Annotated in this window: 14 protein-coding genes; 11 read left to right on the forward strand and 3 right to left on the reverse strand. The window is 70.5% G+C overall.

The features are described from left to right. Window positions 1-108: 108 nt before the first annotated feature. Both AC1Q7H_RS14845 and AC1Q7H_RS14850 read right to left on the reverse strand, forming a co-directional pair. The gene (locus tag AC1Q7H_RS14845; protein WP_153954272.1) at window positions 109-1,329 is read right to left on the reverse strand and encodes a globin domain-containing protein; all 1,221 of its coding nucleotides are present in this window, start codon (window positions 1,327-1,329) and stop codon (window positions 109-111) included. A 94-nt stretch (window positions 1,330-1,423) separates the two neighbouring features. After that, entirely contained in the window at window positions 1,424-1,876 is a 453-nt protein-coding gene (locus AC1Q7H_RS14850; RefSeq protein WP_013958283.1) for an RrF2 family transcriptional regulator, read from the reverse strand. Between the two features lie 218 nt (window positions 1,877-2,094). On the opposite strand from AC1Q7H_RS14850, the gene gspG reads away from it, so the two are divergent. From gspG to gspF, 11 genes are all read left to right on the forward strand, one after another. Beyond that, the gene (gene gspG, locus AC1Q7H_RS14855) at window positions 2,095-2,562 is read left to right on the forward strand and encodes a type II secretion system major pseudopilin GspG (RefSeq protein ID WP_153954270.1); all 468 of its coding nucleotides are present in this window, start codon (window positions 2,095-2,097) and stop codon (window positions 2,560-2,562) included. Window positions 2,563-2,591: 29 nt separating this feature from the next. Further along, the gene (locus tag AC1Q7H_RS14860; RefSeq protein WP_153954269.1) at window positions 2,592-3,092 is read left to right on the forward strand and encodes a GspH/FimT family pseudopilin; all 501 of its coding nucleotides are present in this window, start codon (window positions 2,592-2,594) and stop codon (window positions 3,090-3,092) included. Continuing rightward, entirely contained in the window at window positions 3,089-3,511 is a 423-nt protein-coding gene (gene gspI / locus AC1Q7H_RS14865) for a type II secretion system minor pseudopilin GspI (RefSeq protein ID WP_013958286.1), read from the forward strand. Before AC1Q7H_RS14860 ends, gspI begins: the two co-directional genes overlap by 4 nt. Further along, window positions 3,489-4,193, forward strand: a complete 705-nt coding sequence (locus AC1Q7H_RS14870; protein WP_211980392.1) for a PulJ/GspJ family protein — start codon at window positions 3,489-3,491, stop codon at window positions 4,191-4,193. Before gspI ends, AC1Q7H_RS14870 begins: the two co-directional genes overlap by 23 nt. Next, window positions 4,190-5,230 carry a type II secretion system minor pseudopilin GspK gene (gene gspK / locus AC1Q7H_RS14875; RefSeq protein ID WP_211980393.1) on the forward strand — a complete coding sequence of 347 codons (1,041 nt, stop codon included), beginning with the start codon at window positions 4,190-4,192 and terminating at the stop codon, window positions 5,228-5,230. Before AC1Q7H_RS14870 ends, gspK begins: the two co-directional genes overlap by 4 nt. Window positions 5,231-5,500: 270 nt before the next feature. Beyond that, window positions 5,501-6,928: a type II secretion system protein GspL gene (gene gspL, locus AC1Q7H_RS14880; protein WP_153954267.1), complete on the forward strand. Its 1,428-nt coding sequence runs from the start codon at window positions 5,501-5,503 to the stop codon at window positions 6,926-6,928. A gap of 14 nt (window positions 6,929-6,942) precedes the next feature. Next, window positions 6,943-7,551, forward strand: a complete 609-nt coding sequence (locus AC1Q7H_RS14885) for a type II secretion system protein M (RefSeq protein WP_013958290.1) — start codon at window positions 6,943-6,945, stop codon at window positions 7,549-7,551. Beyond that, on the forward strand, window positions 7,551-8,360 hold the full coding sequence (locus AC1Q7H_RS14890; protein ID WP_153954266.1) for a type II secretion system protein N: 810 nt from the start codon (window positions 7,551-7,553) through the stop codon (window positions 8,358-8,360). Before AC1Q7H_RS14885 ends, AC1Q7H_RS14890 begins: the two co-directional genes overlap by 1 nt. A 34-nt stretch (window positions 8,361-8,394) precedes the next feature. Then, window positions 8,395-10,833 carry a type II secretion system secretin GspD gene (gene gspD / locus AC1Q7H_RS14895; RefSeq protein ID WP_492381465.1) on the forward strand — a complete coding sequence of 813 codons (2,439 nt, stop codon included), beginning with the start codon at window positions 8,395-8,397 and terminating at the stop codon, window positions 10,831-10,833. Window positions 10,834-10,841: 8 nt separating this feature from the next. Continuing rightward, window positions 10,842-12,395: a type II secretion system ATPase GspE gene (gspE, locus tag AC1Q7H_RS14900; protein ID WP_492381419.1), complete on the forward strand. Its 1,554-nt coding sequence runs from the start codon at window positions 10,842-10,844 to the stop codon at window positions 12,393-12,395. Window positions 12,396-12,410: 15 nt separating this feature from the next. Continuing rightward, window positions 12,411-13,628 (forward strand): type II secretion system inner membrane protein GspF, encoded by a 1,218-nt coding sequence (gspF, locus tag AC1Q7H_RS14905; protein ID WP_013958294.1) that lies wholly within the window; start codon window positions 12,411-12,413, stop codon window positions 13,626-13,628. An 83-nt stretch (window positions 13,629-13,711) separates the two neighbouring features. Here the strand turns inward: gspF and AC1Q7H_RS14910 are convergent, their stop codons facing one another. Next, a complete protein-coding gene (locus AC1Q7H_RS14910) occupies window positions 13,712-15,013 on the reverse strand; it encodes an NYN domain-containing protein (protein ID WP_211980394.1) in 1,302 nt (433 codons plus the stop codon). Window positions 15,014-15,339 lie beyond the last annotated feature (326 nt).

Below are 15,339 nucleotides of genomic sequence, written 5' to 3' on the forward strand. Positions count from 1 at the left end.
CGGGACCTGGATACCCACAAGGCGGGCAATGGCGCGTGAGCGCAGACGCGCCAAGCGTACCAGAGCCCCATGACACTGTCTGCCGTGCCGGTGCCGCCCCGCCGACGCTTAGAGCAGGTCGTCCAGCAGGTCCGGCCCGAACACCTCGCGCTCGATATGCGCCACCGGCACGCCCGCGCTGACCAGCGCATGGCGCTGCTCCTGCATGAAGCCGAGCGGTCCGCACAGGTAGAAGCTGCCGTCAACAAAGCGCTGCAGGTCGGGCTGGCGCAGCAGTTCGGCCACCGGCATTGTGCCGGCGTGGTCGTAGTCGCGGCCGGCGACGTCGCCCGCTTGCGGGGTTTCATAGCTGATGTGCGTGGCGAGCTGCGGCAGGCGTTCGCGCGCCCATTGCAGGTCGGCGCGATGGGCGTGGTGGCGGCCATCGCGCGCGGCATGGGCAAACAGCACCTGGCGCTGCGATCCCTGCGCGGCCAGCGTGCGCAGCACCGACAGCATCGGCGTGATGCCGATGCCGGCCGATAGCAGCACCAGCGGACGGCGCCCGTCGAGCGCCGGCGTGAACTCGCCGAACGGCGCGCTCACCTTGAGTTCCGTGCCCTCCTGGGCGTTGGCGTGCAGCCAGTTGGACACCGCGCCGGCCGGGGTGGTGCGGTCGCCCGCCTCGCGCTTGACCGAGATGCGCCAGGTCGGCAGCCCGCTTTCGGCCGACAGCGAATACTGGCGCAGCTGGCGCTGGCCATCGTCGAGGCGCGCCTCGACGCTGATGTACTGGCCCGGGCGGAACGCACGCAGCGGCTGGCCGTCGGCGGCAGCCAGGGTGAGCGCCACCACCTGGTCGCCCTGCGCCTCGCGTCGCACCACGCGCACCGGCGTCAGCTCGCCGGCGGCCACGCCGGTGCGCTGGTACAGGCGCGCCTCGGCGGCGATCAGCTCGCCGGCCAGCAGCCAGTAGGCCTCGTCCCAGGCGGCCAGCAGCGGCGGCGTGGCGGCCTCGCCCAGCACCGCGGAGATGGCGCCCAGCAGGTGGCGGCCGACGATCGGGTAGTGCGCGGGCGTCAGGCCCACGGCCGCATGCTTGTGGACGATGCGCTCGAGCACCGGCCCCAGCGCCGCGGCGTTATCGATATTGGCCGCATAGGCGAACACGGCCGAGGCCAGCGACTGCTGCTGGCTGCCGTTGGCCTGGTTGCCCATGTTGAACATTTGCGTCAGCTCGGGCCGGTCCGCGAACATCTCGCGGTAGAAATGCGTGGTGATGGCCAGGCCGTGCTCGCGCAGCACGGGGACGCTTGCATCGATATAGGGGCGGGAAGCGGCGGACAGCATCAGGAAACACTCCGTTTTAAATCATGCAAATAAAATGCATGTTTTTGCTCAAAATAAAACCGGCTCTCGCCGGCCCGGGGCGGACAGGATCCGCTCAGGCCGAATGCCGGTTCAGGAAATCGCGATGCAGGCGGATGATCGACTCGGCCGTCTGGCTGCCGGTGACATCGGCCAGCGTGACGTCGTCCAGCGCGCGGTAGAAAGCCTGCTCGGCCACGTCCAGCGCGCGCTTCAGTCGGCAGTTGCCGTTCAGCGCACAGGGCGGGTTGTTGCAGTCGATCACCGCCTTGTGCCCTTCCAGCTCGCGCAGGATGGTGCCGATGGTCAGCCGCTCGGCGCCGGGGCCCAGCTGCAGGCCCCCGTGGCGGCCGCGCGTGGCACTGATCCAGCCCAACTTCGACAACCGCGCCGCCACCTTGACGAGGTGGTTGTGCGAGATGCCGAACTGCTGCCCCACCTCGGCAATGGTGATCGGCCGGCTGCCATCGCCACGGGCGACGTACATCAGCAGGCGCAACGCATAGTCGGAAAAGCGGGTCAGTTGCATCGTGTCGCCATCTTAAAAAAGATGCATCCAGGATGCAAGTTATTTCCCTGCCGGATGCCCGTCCTCAGTAACTGTGATCCGGATCAGACAATGCTGAGGTGCCGAAGGGGCCGCCCATAAAACAGTCATGTGGCGCCGGTTATACTGACTGGCGAACCCGGCCCGCCGCCCCCCAACCGGTGCGGGCCCAGCCATTCCAGCCAAGAGGTCCACTGACGATGCGCAGATTCACTTCCCAGATTGCCAGCCCCGCCCGTTCCGTGCGTGCCCGCCGTGCGCGTGGCTTCACCCTGATCGAGATCATGGTCGTGATCGTGATCCTTGGCGTGCTGGCGGCGCTGGTGGTGCCCAAGATCATGAGCCGTCCGGACGAGGCCCGCATCGTGGCCGCGCGCCAGGACATCTCGTCGATCATGCAGGCGCTCAAGCTGTATCGCCTGGACAACAGCCGCTACCCCACCACCGAGCAGGGCCTGGCCGCGCTGGTGGCCAAGCCCACCACCGAGCCCGTGCCCAACAACTGGAAGGGCGGCGGCTACCTGGAAAAGCTGCCCAAGGATCCCTGGGGCCATCCGTACCAGTACCTGAACCCGGGCGTGCGCGGCGAGATCGACGTGTTCAGCTTCGGCGCCGACGGCCAGGCCGGCGGCAACGGCAACGACGCCGACATCGGCAACTGGGAATAAGCACCGCCCCGCCGCCCCCCCCTGCAACCATGACCACGGCGCCGCGCCGCCGCGCGACCGGCCCCCGGCGCCGCGGCTTTACACTGCTAGAGCTGCTGGTGGTCATGGTGATCGCCGGCATCGTGATCTCGCTGGTGGCGGTCAACGCCTCGCCCAATGAACGGGGCCGCGTGCTAGACGACGGCCAGCGCATCGCGCGGCTGTTCGAGCTGGCGCAGGAAGAGGCACAGCTTGGCGCCCGCCCGCTCGCCTGGGAGGGCAATGCCAGCGGCTGGCGCTTCCTGGAATTGACCCCCAATGGCTGGATCCCCATGCGTACCGACGTGTTTGCCCCAGGCCACTGGCGCCTGGCGCTGGACCAGGTGATCGTGGCCGAAGGGGGCCGCAGCACCGGGACCAGCAGCCCGCCCCGGCTGATCTTCGGGCGCGAGCTGATCGATGCCCCGCAGCGGCTGATCCTGGTGCGCGGCGATATCCGCGTGGACGTTGCCGGCGACGGCAGCGGCCGCTATTTCGCCAGCACGCCATGAAACCCTGCCCTCGCTCCTTGCCGCGGCCGGCCCGGCGCGGGCGCAACGCCGGCTTTACGCTAATCGAAGTGCTGGTGGCGCTGACCATCCTGGCGGTCGCGCTGACCGCGGCAATGCGGGCGATGGGCTCGATGGTCGATGCCAGCGCGTCGCTGCAGGCGCGCATGCTGGCCGAGTGGAGTGCCGAGAATCACCTGGCCGCGCTGCGCCTGGCCAAGACCTGGCCCGAGCCCGGCGTCAGCGGCTATGCCTGCCCGCAGGGCGGCACGCCGTTGTATTGCGAGCAATCCGTCTCGGGCACGCCCAATCCCGTTTTCCGCCGCGTCGAAATCGCGGTCTACCCGTCCGCCACGGACAAGTCCGTACGCCTGGCGTGGCTGGTCACCATAGTCCCCAATGAAACCCGCAACGTGCTCTGAGCGCCGCCGCCCAAGGCGGCCCGGCGGCTTCACGCTGCTGGAGATGCTGGTCGCCATCACGCTGCTGGCGGTGATGGCGGTGATCGGCTGGCGCGCGCTGGACAGCCTGACGCGCAGCCGCGAGCGCCTCACCGACCACGACGCGCGCCTGGACGCGCTGAAAGTGCTCTACGGCCAACTCCAGGCCGACTGCGAGCACCTGGCCAACCCCACGCTGCTGCAGGCCAGCCCGGTCGAGATCGGCCAGAATCGGCTGCTGCTGGTGCGCGACCGGCGCGACGAAGGCCAGCCGCCTACCTGGCAGGTGCTGTCGTACCAGCTCGACGGCAATACCCTGGTGCGCGTGGCGGCACCGCCGGTGAACAGCAGGGCCGGCCTGCAGTCGGCGCTGCTGGCCCTGCGCCAGGGCGGCGGCAACACCGCGCAGGTACGGCGCGTGCTGGCCGACGTGGACGGCATGAGCATGCGCGCATGGGTGGAGCCCGCCGGCTGGCAGGCCGACAGCGGGCGCATCCGCAACGTGCTGTTCGCGGGCAATGCCGCCAGCGCCGTGGCCGCCTCCGCGCCCGGCGCGGCACAGCCCAACACCGCGGTGCGCGCAGTGGAACTGACCATCTTCGCCCGCATGGGCGATGGCGATGCGCCGCGGCAGTTCCAGAAGATCTGCATGACCGGGCTATGAGGCAAGCCGGCCGCCCGCCTCGCCTGGTGCCGTTGCGCCGCCGCCCGCGCGGTGCGGCCGTGGTCACCGCGCTGCTGATGGTGACGCTGGCCGTGGTGGTGGTGTCCGGCATGCTGTGGCGCCAGCAGGTGCAGATCCGCGCCATCGAGAACCAGCGGCTGCTGGCCCAGGCCACCTGGATCGAGCGTGCCGCCGTGGACTGGGCGCGGCTGATCCTGCGCGACGACCAGCGCCGCACCAATGTCGACGAACTGGGCGAGCCGTGGGCGGTGCCGATCGCCGAGACGCGGCTGTCGGACTTCCTCGGCGCGGCACTGCGCACCGATGTCGCGGGCGAGACCTCGTTCCTGTCGGGCCGCATCCTGGATGCGCAGGCGCGCCTGAACCTGGCCAACCTGGTGGTGTGGACCGCCACTGGCGGCGAAGGCGGCCAGGCAGGCCGCGCGGCCTCGGTCGACCCGGCGGCGCAGGCCGCATACCGCCGCCTGCTGCAGACGGTCGGCCTGAACCCGGCGCTGGCCGAGAACACGGCGCGCTACATGCTGCAGGCCGCGCAGGGCGGCAATGCCAGCGGCCAGCCGGCGCCGCGCCCGCTGGACAGCGTGCAGGGGCTGATGGCACTGCCCGGCTACACGCCGGAGATGGTGGCGGTGCTGGAGCCCTTTGTTACCGTGCTGCCCGAGCGCACGCTGGTCAACGCCAACACCGCCGAGGCCGAGGTGCTGGCTGCGGTCATCGACAAGCTGCCGCTGGAGCGCGCGCGCGAACTGGTGCGCCAGCGCGACCGCGCCTACTTCAACAACCTGGGCAACCTGCAGACCCAGCTGGCCGCGGTGGCGCCGCAGGCGGATGCCGCCAACCTCGGCAACCTGCTCGACGTGCGCACGCACTACTTCCTGGTCTACGGACTGGTGCGGCACGAGCGCGCCACCCGGCTGCAGGTGTCGCTGATCTTCCGCGGCGAGCCGCTGGGCACGGCCAACACCACCCGCGTGGTCTGGACCCAGGATGCGGACCGGCTGCCGGACCTGCGCTGAGCGGCGCCCACCAAACCAGGCAACAGGCCGAATTTGCACGCGCAAGCAACCGGGGAGAATGGTATTGACGCGGTTTAGTCACACAGGCAAGGTATGCTGCGGCGCTGGCGCGAGCGTGGCCCCAGCCCACCCGCCGCCGTCCGGCCTTCCTGGCCGCCCGCCGGCATCCCCGCGCCCCGGCAAGTTTCTGACTCCGGGGCGATCCAGGGCGCATCCCAACCGGCCATGCGCCTGCCCGAGCCGTTCCACTGACGCCAAAGCAAGGAAACCTTGAGCACCACCCTGTACGTCCGCCTGCCGCACCGGCCGCATGACCAGCCGCAACCGTGGCAGTTCGGCACCCTGCCGTTCGCGCTGGTGCGCACGGCCACGGCCGACGCAGCGCGGCGTGGCCAGGCCCGTGCGGCACCGGAAGTGTTGCGCGAAGGCCACGCCCGCATCGCTGACCTGCCCGCGGCCGAGCGCCTGGTGCTGATCCTCGCCGCCAGCGACGTACTGCTGACCACCGCCAGCGTGCCGCCGCTGCCGCCCGCCCGTTTGAAACAGGCGCTGCCCAACCTGGTCGAGGACGCGCTCGCCACCGATGCGCAGCCGTGCCATATCGGCGTGGGCCCTGCCCTGGACGGCAGCGCCGCGCGCGGATCGCGCCAGCGGCTGCTGATGGTGGCCGACCGCGCCTGGCTGCGCGCCGTGCTCGACGCCTTTGCCGAACACCGCCACCGGCGCCGCCATGTGCTGGCCGCGCAGCTGTGCGTGCCGCTGGCCGCCGCCGCGCAAGCCAGCACCGAGCCGTCACTGGCGAGCACCGACGCGCCGCCACCGGCGGCCACGCTGGTGGTCGAAGCCGCCGCCAGCGCCCTCGCCCGGAGCGGCGAGTTGAGCGATGCGTTAAGCGGCGAACTGCCCGCCACCGCCGCCGACGCCGCGCGCCAGTGGCAACTGACCGTGCGCACCGGCGCCCACGCCGGCTACGGCTTGCTGCTGGGCGACGATGCCCTGGCCGCGTGGCAGGCGCTTGCGCCTGCCGGCACCTGGTATGCCGATGCCGACGCTGCCGCCGCGGCCCCGGTGCCCGACCTGCGCCAGGCCGCCCGCACCAGCTGGCAGCTGTGGATCGAAGGCGCGCAGGACTGCCTGCGCGAGCCGGCGCTGGACCTGGCGCAGTTTGAATTCGCGCAGGGCCGTGCCGACCGCTGGAACCTGGTGGCATGGCGCGTGCCGCTGGCATTGCTGGCGGGCATCGTGCTGGTCCAGGTCATTGGCATGAACACGCACTGGCTGCTGCTGCGGCGCGAGCAGCAGCGGCTGGAAGCCGCGCAGTTGCAGGCGCTGCACGGCGCCTTCCCGCAGATCCAGACCGTGCTCGACGCGCCGCTGCAGATGCGGCGGCAGGTCGAGCAGCTGCGCACCGCCAGCGGCCGCAGCACGCCGGAAGACTTCCTGCCGCTGGCCGACCGCTTTGCCCAGGCCGCGCGCAGGCTGCCGCCCGACGCGCTGCAGGCGCTGGAGTACCGCGGCCGCATGCTGGTGGTGACGCTCAAGCCGGGCACGGACACGGCCGGGCTGCGCAGCGCCGCGCGCCAAGCCGGACTGCAGATGGAAGAAGACAAGGCCGGAAGTGCCGCTGGCAGTACCAGCAGCAGCGCAGGCACCCCGGTGACGCCCGGCTCCCGCTGGACCGTCAGGCCCGGCCTGTAAGCGGGCCCACCAGCATGAACCCCATGAAAGACACAGCCCGAAGCCAGACGCCACGCGCCAGCCGGCCAGGCGCGACCTCTGCGCTGCGCACGCGCCTGGCGCGGCTGCGCCCGTCCGTGCCGCAGGCGTGGCAGGAGCGCTTCAACGCCTTCTGGTCGGCGCGCAACCCGCGCGAACAGGCCATCCTGGGCGGCGGCGGCGCCGTGCTGGCGCTGGTGATCGGCTACCTGGTCCTGTGGGAGCCGGCCGCCGACGGCCGCGAGCGCCTGGCGCGCAACCTGCCCAAGCTGCGCGCCGACCTGGCCGAAATGGAAACCCTGGCGCAGGAAGCCCGCGGCCTGAAGGCCACGCCGGCGCCATCGCTGCGCGGCGACGCGCTCACGCAAGCGCTACAGGACAGCCTGGGCCAGCACGGCCTGAAGGCGACCCGGCTGGCCGCCGGCGCCGACAACAGCGTGCAGGTGCAGCTGGACAAGGTGCCGTTCGGCGCGGTCAGCGGCTGGCTGCAGGACGTGCGCCAGCAGCAGCGCATGAAGGTGATCGACGCCCGTATCGTCTATGTCGGCGCCACGGCGCTGGTGAACGTCAGCGCGACCCTGCAGGGTCCGGGCGGCCGCAGCTGATGGTACGGCTGGAAACGCTGCGCCTGCCGCGCCGCAAGCTGCGCCAGCCGGCCGCATGGCGGCGCCTGCGCTGGCTGGGGCTTGGCCTGGCGAGCGCCGCGGTGACCGTGGTGGCGATGCTGCCGGCGGCATGGATCGCCGCGCGCGTGGCCACGCAGACGCAGGGACGGGTACTGCTGGCCGATGCCAGCGGCTCGCTCTGGCATGGCAGCGCCACGCTGGCGCTGTCGGCCGGCGCCGGCAGCCAGACCGCGACCGTGCTGCCCGGCCGGCTGCAATGGACGCTGGCGTTCTGGCCGCTGCTGGGCGGCAGCGCGCGCCTGGTGGTGAGCCACTCCGAGGCCATGGCCGCGCCGGTCGCCATCACCGTGACCCCCGGCGGCTGGAGTGCGCAGGCAGGCGCCATCCGGCTGCCCGCGGCGCTGCTCGAAGGCATCGGCGCGCCGTTCAATACGCTGCGCCCGGACGGCCTGATGCGCGTGGACTGGTCCACGCTGCAGGGACGCTTTTCGGGCCAGGGCATGCGCGGCCATATGACGCTGCGCATCGAACAGGTGTCGTCGGCCGTGAGCCGGCTGCGCCCGCTGGGCAGCTACCGCGCCGAAATCGACTGGACCGGCGAGGGTGGCGGCAAGCTGCAGCTGAGCACCATCGCCGGGCCGCTGCACCTGGAGGGCAGCGGCACGCTGGGGCGGCAGGCGCGCTTCGAGGGCACCGCGCACGCCGAGCCCGAAGCGGCAACGCAACTGACCAGCCTGCTGAGCCTGCTGGGACGACGAGACAACCATGTGACAAGGCTGCGCTTCTGATGCCTGGCCAATCCAGGAGCGCCCGGAAATGACTATGAAAACCCACGCCATCCGACCTGTTTTCCACACCGCCTGCGCCCGCGCCGTGGCCCTGCTGTGCGGGCTCTCGCTGCTGGCGCCCGCGCCGTTGTGGGCCCAGCCCGGCGCGCGCACCGGCACCCCGCCCGCGCCGCCCGACATCACGCCGTCCAACCGCGACCAAGTGGTGCTGAACTTCGTCAACGCCGACCTTGACTCGGTGGTCAAGGCGGTCGGCCAGGCCACCGGCAAGAACTTCGTGATCGACCCGCGCGTGAAAGGCACGGTCAACCTGGTCACCGAGCAGCCGGTCTCGCGCGCGCAGGCGCTGCAGACGCTGGGCTCGGTGCTGCGCATGCAGGGCTATGCCATGGTCGAGAGCAACGGCTTCACCAAGGTCGTGCCCGAGGCCGACGCCAAGCTGCAGGGCTCGCCCACGGTGATCGGCGCCAGCCCCAGCCGCGGCGACCAGGTGGTGACGCAGGTGTTCCGGCTGAACTATGAATCGGCCAACAACCTGGTGCCGGTGCTGCGGCCGATGATCGCGCCCAACAACACCATCACCGCCTACCCGGCCAACAACACGCTTGTCATCACCGACTACGCCGACAACCTGCGCCGGCTGGCGCGCATCATCGCCGCGGTCGATGCGCCGGCCTCGGGCGAGGTCGAGCTGGTGCCGCTCAAGCACGCCCTGGCCAGCGATACCGCGGCGGTGCTGCAGAAGCTGCTCGACCCCGGCGCCGCGGGCGCCACCGGCGGCGGCGCACCGGGCGTCGACGCCAGCCTGCGCACCTCGGTGGTGGCGGAGCCGCGCAGCAATTCGCTAATGATCCGCGCCACCAGCCGCGCGCGGCTGCAGCAGGCGCGCCAGCTGATCGAAAAGCTCGACCAGCCCTATGCGCGCCCCGGCAATATCTGGGTGGTGCCGCTGAAGAACGCCGATGCGATCAAGCTGGCGGCCACGCTGCGCGCCATTGTCGCCGCCGACAGCAGCTTTGCCAGCGCCACCCAGCCCGGCGGGCAGGCCGGCGGCATCGGCGGCGCGGGGGGCATGACCAATGTCTCGACGCCGGCCGGCGGGCAATTCACCGGCGGCGCCACCGGCACCCAGGCCAGCATGCGGGGCGGCACCGGCGCGGCGGGAGGCTCCGGCGGCGCCTATGGCAACTCGGCCTTCGCCGCGTCGTTCGGCACCAATACCCAGCCGGCCACCGGCGGCATCATCCAGGCCGACCAGTCCACCAACTCGCTCATCATCACCGCCAGCGAACCGGTCTACCGCAACCTGCGCGGCGTGATCGACGACCTCGACGCGCGCCGCGCGCAGGTCTACATCGAGTCGATGATCGTCGAAGTGACCTCCACCCAGGCGAGCGAGCTGGGCATCCAGTGGCAGGGCCTGATCAGCTCGTCGAGCGGCAACAACAACGTCTTTGCCGGCACCAACTTCGGCACCGGCGGACAGAACATCCTGAACCTGACCCTGGCCGGGGCGCTGGCCGACACCAACCGCGGCGCCGCCATCGCCGCGGCGCAAGGGTTCGTGAAGGACGTCGGCGGCCTGAACCTGGGCATCGTCAACAAGGCGATGGGGCTGGGCGCGCTGCTGCGCGCGCTGGGCTCCAACGGCAGCGTCAATCTGCTGTCCACGCCGAACCTGATCACGCTGGAGAACGAGGAAGCCAAGATCCTGATCGGCCAGAACATCCCGATCACCACCGGCTCCTATGCCCAGACCGGCGGCGCGGCGTCGGTCACGCCGTTCCAGACCTTCGACCGCAAGGACGTGGGCATCACGCTGCGCGTGAAGCCGCAGATCACCGACGGCGGGCTGGTGAAGATGCAGATCTTCCAGGAATCGTCGTCGGTGGTGCAGTCCACCGCCAACCTGATCCAGGGCCCGACCACCAACGTGCGATCGATCGAGACCAATGTGCTGGTCGACGACGGCCAGATCATCGTGCTGGGCGGCCTGATCGAGGACTCATACGGCGACGGCGTGCAGAAGGTGCCGCTGCTGGGCGACATCCCATGGATCGGCGGCCTGTTCCGCTACGAGAACAAGAACCGCTCCAAGACCAACCTGCTGGTGTTCCTGCGCCCCTATGTGATGCGCACGGCCGGCGCCACCGACCGCCTGACGCAGGACCGCTACGACTATATGCGCGCGCAGCAGCAGGGCTTTGTTTCGCCTAACATCATGGTGCGTGATACCAACACGCCGTTGCTGCCGCCGGCCGAGGCTCCGTCCACGCCGTTCGTCGATCCGCGTGCAAACGGCCCGGTTGCCGCCCCGTTGCCCCTGCAGCAGCCCCTTCCGCAGAATGCCCCGCAGCCCGGCGTGCCGGGCCAGCCACAGCCCGTGCAGCCGGCTCCGCAGCAGCTGCCGCAAGCACCGGCGAACGCACCCCAGCCGCTGAGCCTGCGCGGCGAGTCTGCGTTCCAGAACTAGGCCCCGACATGGCTAGCGAAGTCCAAACTGCCCTGCCCGCCGGCGCCAGCGCGCCGGCCGAGACCCTGGAGCCGCCCTCGCCGATGGCCGCGCGGCTGGTCTCGTACGGCTTTGCGCGCGAGGCGCCGCTGCTGGTCGCGCACCAGCGCCCTGACGGACTGGAAGTCTGGGTGACCCGTGCCACGTCCCCGACCGCGCTGGCCGAGGTCGCGCGCGTGCACGGCGCGCTGCGGCTGCGCGTGCTTGAGCCCGATGCACTTGAACTCGCCATGGCCGACGCCTACAACCGCCAGGACGCCGGCAGCGCCGCGCAGGTGGTGGGCGAGGTCGAAGGCGAGGTCGACCTGTCGCGCCTGATGCAGGACATCCCGGCGGTGGAGGACCTGCTTGAATCCGAGGACGACGCGCCGATCATCCGCATGATCAATGCGCTGCTGACGCAGGCCGCGCGCGAAGGCGCCTCGGATATCCATATCGAGCCGTTCGAGTCGTCGTCGGTGGTGCGATTTCGCGTGGACGGCACGCTGCGCGACGTGGTGCGGCCGAAAAAGGCGCTGCACGGCGCGCTGATCTCGCGCATCAAGATCATGGCGCAGCTCGATATCGCCGAGAAACGCCTGCCGCAGGACGGCCGCATCACGCTGCGCGTGGGCGGGCGCCCGGTCGACGTGCGGGTCTCGACCCTGCCCACCGGCCATGGCGAGCGCGCGGTGCTGCGCCTGCTGGACAAGGAAGCGGGCCGGCTCGACCTGGCCAAGCTGGGCATGGCGCCCGGCACGCTGCGCGGCTTCGACCACCTGATCCGCCAGCCGCACGGCATCGTGCTGGTGACCGGGCCGACCGGCTCGGGCAAGACCACCACGCTGTATGCGGCGCTGTCGCGGCTGGATGCGCGCACCACCAACATCATGACGGTGGAAGACCCGATCGAGTACGACCTGGACGGCATCGGCCAGACCCAGGTCAACGCGCGCATCGACATGACCTTCGGCAAAGCCCTGCGCGCGATCCTGCGCCAGGACCCGGACGTGGTCATGATCGGCGAAATCCGCGACCTGGAAACCGCGCAGATCGCGGTGCAGGCCTCGCTGACCGGCCACCTGGTGCTGGCCACGCTGCACACCAACGACTCGGCCTCGGCGGTGACGCGGCTGGTCGACATGGGGATCGAGCCGTTCCTGCTGTCGTCATCGCTGCTGGGGGTGCTGGCACAGCGGCTGGTACGCCGCCTGTGCCAGCACTGCAAGCGCGAGGAAGTGATCGAGATCACTGCCGCCGAGGCCGAGGTGCTGCACGCGCAGGGCAAGCCGCTGCAGACCGTGTGGCACCCGGTGGGCTGCGACAAGTGCGGCCAGTCCGGGTACCAGGGGCGCATGGGCGTGTATGAGCTGCTGACCGTCGGTGACGAGATCCGCACCATGATCCACCGGCAGGCGCCGGAGTCCGAGATCAAGCAGGTGGCACTGGCGCACGGCATGCACACCATGCGCGGCGACGCGCAGCGCTGGGTCGACAGCGGCGCGACCTCGCTTGAGGAAGTGCTGCGCGTGACGGGCGACTAAAGCGGAGCCGCCCGAATGCCAGCCTTCCGCTACGAAGCCGCCGACGCCGCCGGCAAGACCGACCGCGGCGTGATCGAGGCCGACAGCCCGCGCCAGGCGCGTTCGCAGCTGCGCGCGCGCGGGCTGACACCGCTGACCGTCGACCCGCTGGCTGGTGCCGGCCTGGCGCCGCGCAGCGGCAGCCAGCTGTTTGCGCGCAGGCTGTCGACGCAGGAGCAGGCGCTGTTCACGCGCCAGCTGGCCAGCCTGATCGTGGCCGGGCTGCCACTGGACGAGGCCCTGGGCGCACTGGCCGACCAGGCCGAGCGCGCCTATGTGCACGAGCTGCTGGCCGGCATCCGCGCCGAGGTGATGGGCGGCAGCTCGCTGTCGGTGGCGCTGGCGCAGCACCCGCGCGACTTCCCCGACATCTACCGCGCGCTGGTCTCGGCCGGCGAGCACTCCGGCCACCTGGGACTGGTGCTGGAGCGGCTGGCCGGCTATATCGAGTCGCGCAACACCCTGACCTCCAAGATCCGGCTGGCCTTCACCTACCCCGCCATCGTCACGGTGGTGGCGTTCGCCATCGTGATCTTCCTGCTGTCGTACGTGGTGCCGCAGGTGGTGAGCGTGTTCGCCAACACCAAGCAGAAGCTGCCGACGCTGACCATCGTCATGCTGGCGCTGTCGGACTTCGTGCGCAACTGGTGGTGGGCGGCGCTGGCGGTGATCGCGGTGGCGGCGTTCAGCATCCGCCGCCTGCTGCGCCAGCCCGCGGTGCGGCTGGAATGGCACCGCTGGCTGCTGACCGCGCCGCTGCTGGGCAAGCTGATCCGTGGCTACAACACCGCGCGCTTTGCCGGCACGCTGGCCATCCTGGTGTCGGCCGGGGTGCCGATCCTGCGCAGCCTGCAGGCCGCGGGCGAGACGCTGACCAACGAGGCGCTGCGCGCCAACGTGGAAGACGCCAACACCCGCGTGCGCGAAGGCGCCTCGCTGGCGCGCGCGCTGGCGGCGCAGAACCAGTTCCCGCCGGTGCTGGTGCACCTGATCCGCTCCGGCGAAGCCACTGGCAACCTGCCGGTGATGCTGGACCGCGCGGCCCAGGGCGAGGCGCAGGAACTGGAACGCCGCACGCTGTTCCTGACCAGCCTGCTGGAACCACTGCTGATCCTGACCATGGGCGTGGTGGTGCTGCTGATCGTGCTGGCGGTGCTGATGCCGATCATCGAAATCAACCAGCTGGTGCGGTAAGGACCTCTGCAAAAGAAAACGCCGGCGCGATGCCGGCGTTTTCTTTTTGGCGGGTGGGGCCGGCATGGCGCCGGCCGGCCACATTACTCCGCTTTCTTGGCCGGGCGCTTGCGCGTCTTCCTGGCCGGTGCACGGGCGGGCGCCGCCTCGGCAGCGGCCGCCTCAGGCTGGGGCTGGGCCTCTGGCTGCGCTTCAACCTGCGCCGACAGCACCGTCGTGCCCGGCGCGGCAAAGATCGACTGGTCGATCGGCCACGGGGTTTCGCTCAGCGTCACGTCAGGGCGGCGCGTGGCGCGTTTGCGTGCGGGGCGGGCCTTGGACTCTGCCTGCGGCGCTGCCTCCGCCACCGGCTCGGCAACGGGCTCCGGTTCGGCCACTTCGGCGGCGATGACAGACTGCCCGATCGCGGGTTCGCGCACTGGCACCGGCTCAGGCGCCGCCTCTGGCTGGGCCACGACGGGCGCAGGCGGATCCGCGGGCACGGGCGCCGGTGCCGGCTGGCGGCGCGCTTCAGGCTGTGCCTGAGCCTGCTGGGCCTGGCGCTGCTGCTGCGACTGCTGCGGTTGGGATTGCTGCGGCTGCGGCTGGCCACGCCCGTCGCTCTCCCCGCCCCCCTTGGAACGCTTCTTGAGCCGGATCCAGATGGTCTTGTTGTTGCCGCCGTTGCGGGTCTCGACCTCGAACAGGCCGGTGGCCTGCACCAGCTCGGAAAGCTTGCCGTAGCCGTAGTTGCGCGAGTCGAATTCCGGCGCCTGTTTGGCGATATGGTTGCCCATGCTGCCGAGCGTCAGCCAGCCGTCTTCATCCGACACGGCCTGCGCCGCGTTCTGCAGCAGGCGCACCAGGCGCGAGTCCTGGCGCAGTTCGCCGGTGCTGCGCTTGCGCGTGGGCGCGGCAGCCCCGTCGACGCCTTCGGTCCCTTCCGTATCCGCGTCGGCGCGCAGCACGTCGGAGTAGATGAACTTGTCGCAGGCGGTGACAAAGGGCTTGGGGGTCTTGCGCTCGCCGAAGCCATAGACGGTCAGCCCCTGCTCGCGGATGCGCGAGGCCAGGCGGGTGAAGTCGCTGTCGCTGGAGACGATGCAGAAGCCGTCGAAGCGCCCGGTGTAGAGCAGGTCCATGGCGTCGATGATCATGGCGCTGTCGGTGGCGTTCTTGCCCACGGTGTAGCGGAACTGCTGGATCGGCTGGATCGAGTGCGACAGCAGCCGCTCCTTCCAGCCGGCCAGGTTGGGTCGGGTCCAGTCGCCGTAGATGCGCTTGACGGCGGCCACGCCGTACTTGGCGACTTCGGCCAGCAGGCCTTCGACGATGGCGGGCGCCGCGTTGTCGGCGTCGATCAGCACGGCCAGGGTCGCGGTGCCCTGGCGGGGGGAATTGGTCATGTTCAGGTAGTCACTGGTTTGCCCGTCTCATGCGTACATCAGGACGGGCAATCGGAAATCAGGTTGCACCAGGCTGGCTGTGCAGGTGTGGCGCATCGCGGACAGCCTGGCAGCGGCACGGGCCGTCTCGATGCAACGCAGTGTACACGCGAACCCCTGTCCATACGGGAAATCACGGGCGCGACGGGCACGCTTTGTGCTGCATTGCAAGGTACCGCCAATTATGTGGCGGTGCTACCATGCCGCGCAGAGACACGACCGCCCTACACCTTCACAAGAGGCTACGAGGCGGTCGCCCACAACTGTAGGTGTCGGTGATCCCGACA

Source organism: Cupriavidus sp. GW823-FHT06D04, from assembly GCF_058795055.1.

Coding starts and splice junctions, on each gene's coding strand:
- AC1Q7H_RS14910 (WP_211980394.1), bottom strand. CDS start 15,013: ATGACCAATTCCCCCCGCCAGGGCACCGCGACCCTGGCCGTGCTGATC.
- gspG (WP_153954270.1), top strand. CDS start 2,095: ATGCGCAGATTCACTTCCCAGATTGCCAGCCCCGCCCGTTCCGTGCGT.
- AC1Q7H_RS14885 (WP_013958290.1), top strand. CDS start 6,943: ATGAACCCCATGAAAGACACAGCCCGAAGCCAGACGCCACGCGCCAGC.
- gspF (WP_013958294.1), top strand. CDS start 12,411: ATGCCAGCCTTCCGCTACGAAGCCGCCGACGCCGCCGGCAAGACCGAC.
- gspE (WP_492381419.1), top strand. CDS start 10,842: ATGGCTAGCGAAGTCCAAACTGCCCTGCCCGCCGGCGCCAGCGCGCCG.
- gspD (WP_492381465.1), top strand. CDS start 8,395: ATGAAAACCCACGCCATCCGACCTGTTTTCCACACCGCCTGCGCCCGC.
- AC1Q7H_RS14850 (WP_013958283.1), bottom strand. CDS start 1,876: ATGCAACTGACCCGCTTTTCCGACTATGCGTTGCGCCTGCTGATGTAC.
- AC1Q7H_RS14860 (WP_153954269.1), top strand. CDS start 2,592: ATGACCACGGCGCCGCGCCGCCGCGCGACCGGCCCCCGGCGCCGCGGC.
- gspK (WP_211980393.1), top strand. CDS start 4,190: ATGAGGCAAGCCGGCCGCCCGCCTCGCCTGGTGCCGTTGCGCCGCCGC.
- gspI (WP_013958286.1), top strand. CDS start 3,089: ATGAAACCCTGCCCTCGCTCCTTGCCGCGGCCGGCCCGGCGCGGGCGC.
- AC1Q7H_RS14870 (WP_211980392.1), top strand. CDS start 3,489: ATGAAACCCGCAACGTGCTCTGAGCGCCGCCGCCCAAGGCGGCCCGGC.
- AC1Q7H_RS14890 (WP_153954266.1), top strand. CDS start 7,551: ATGGTACGGCTGGAAACGCTGCGCCTGCCGCGCCGCAAGCTGCGCCAG.
- AC1Q7H_RS14845 (WP_153954272.1), bottom strand. CDS start 1,329: ATGCTGTCCGCCGCTTCCCGCCCCTATATCGATGCAAGCGTCCCCGTG.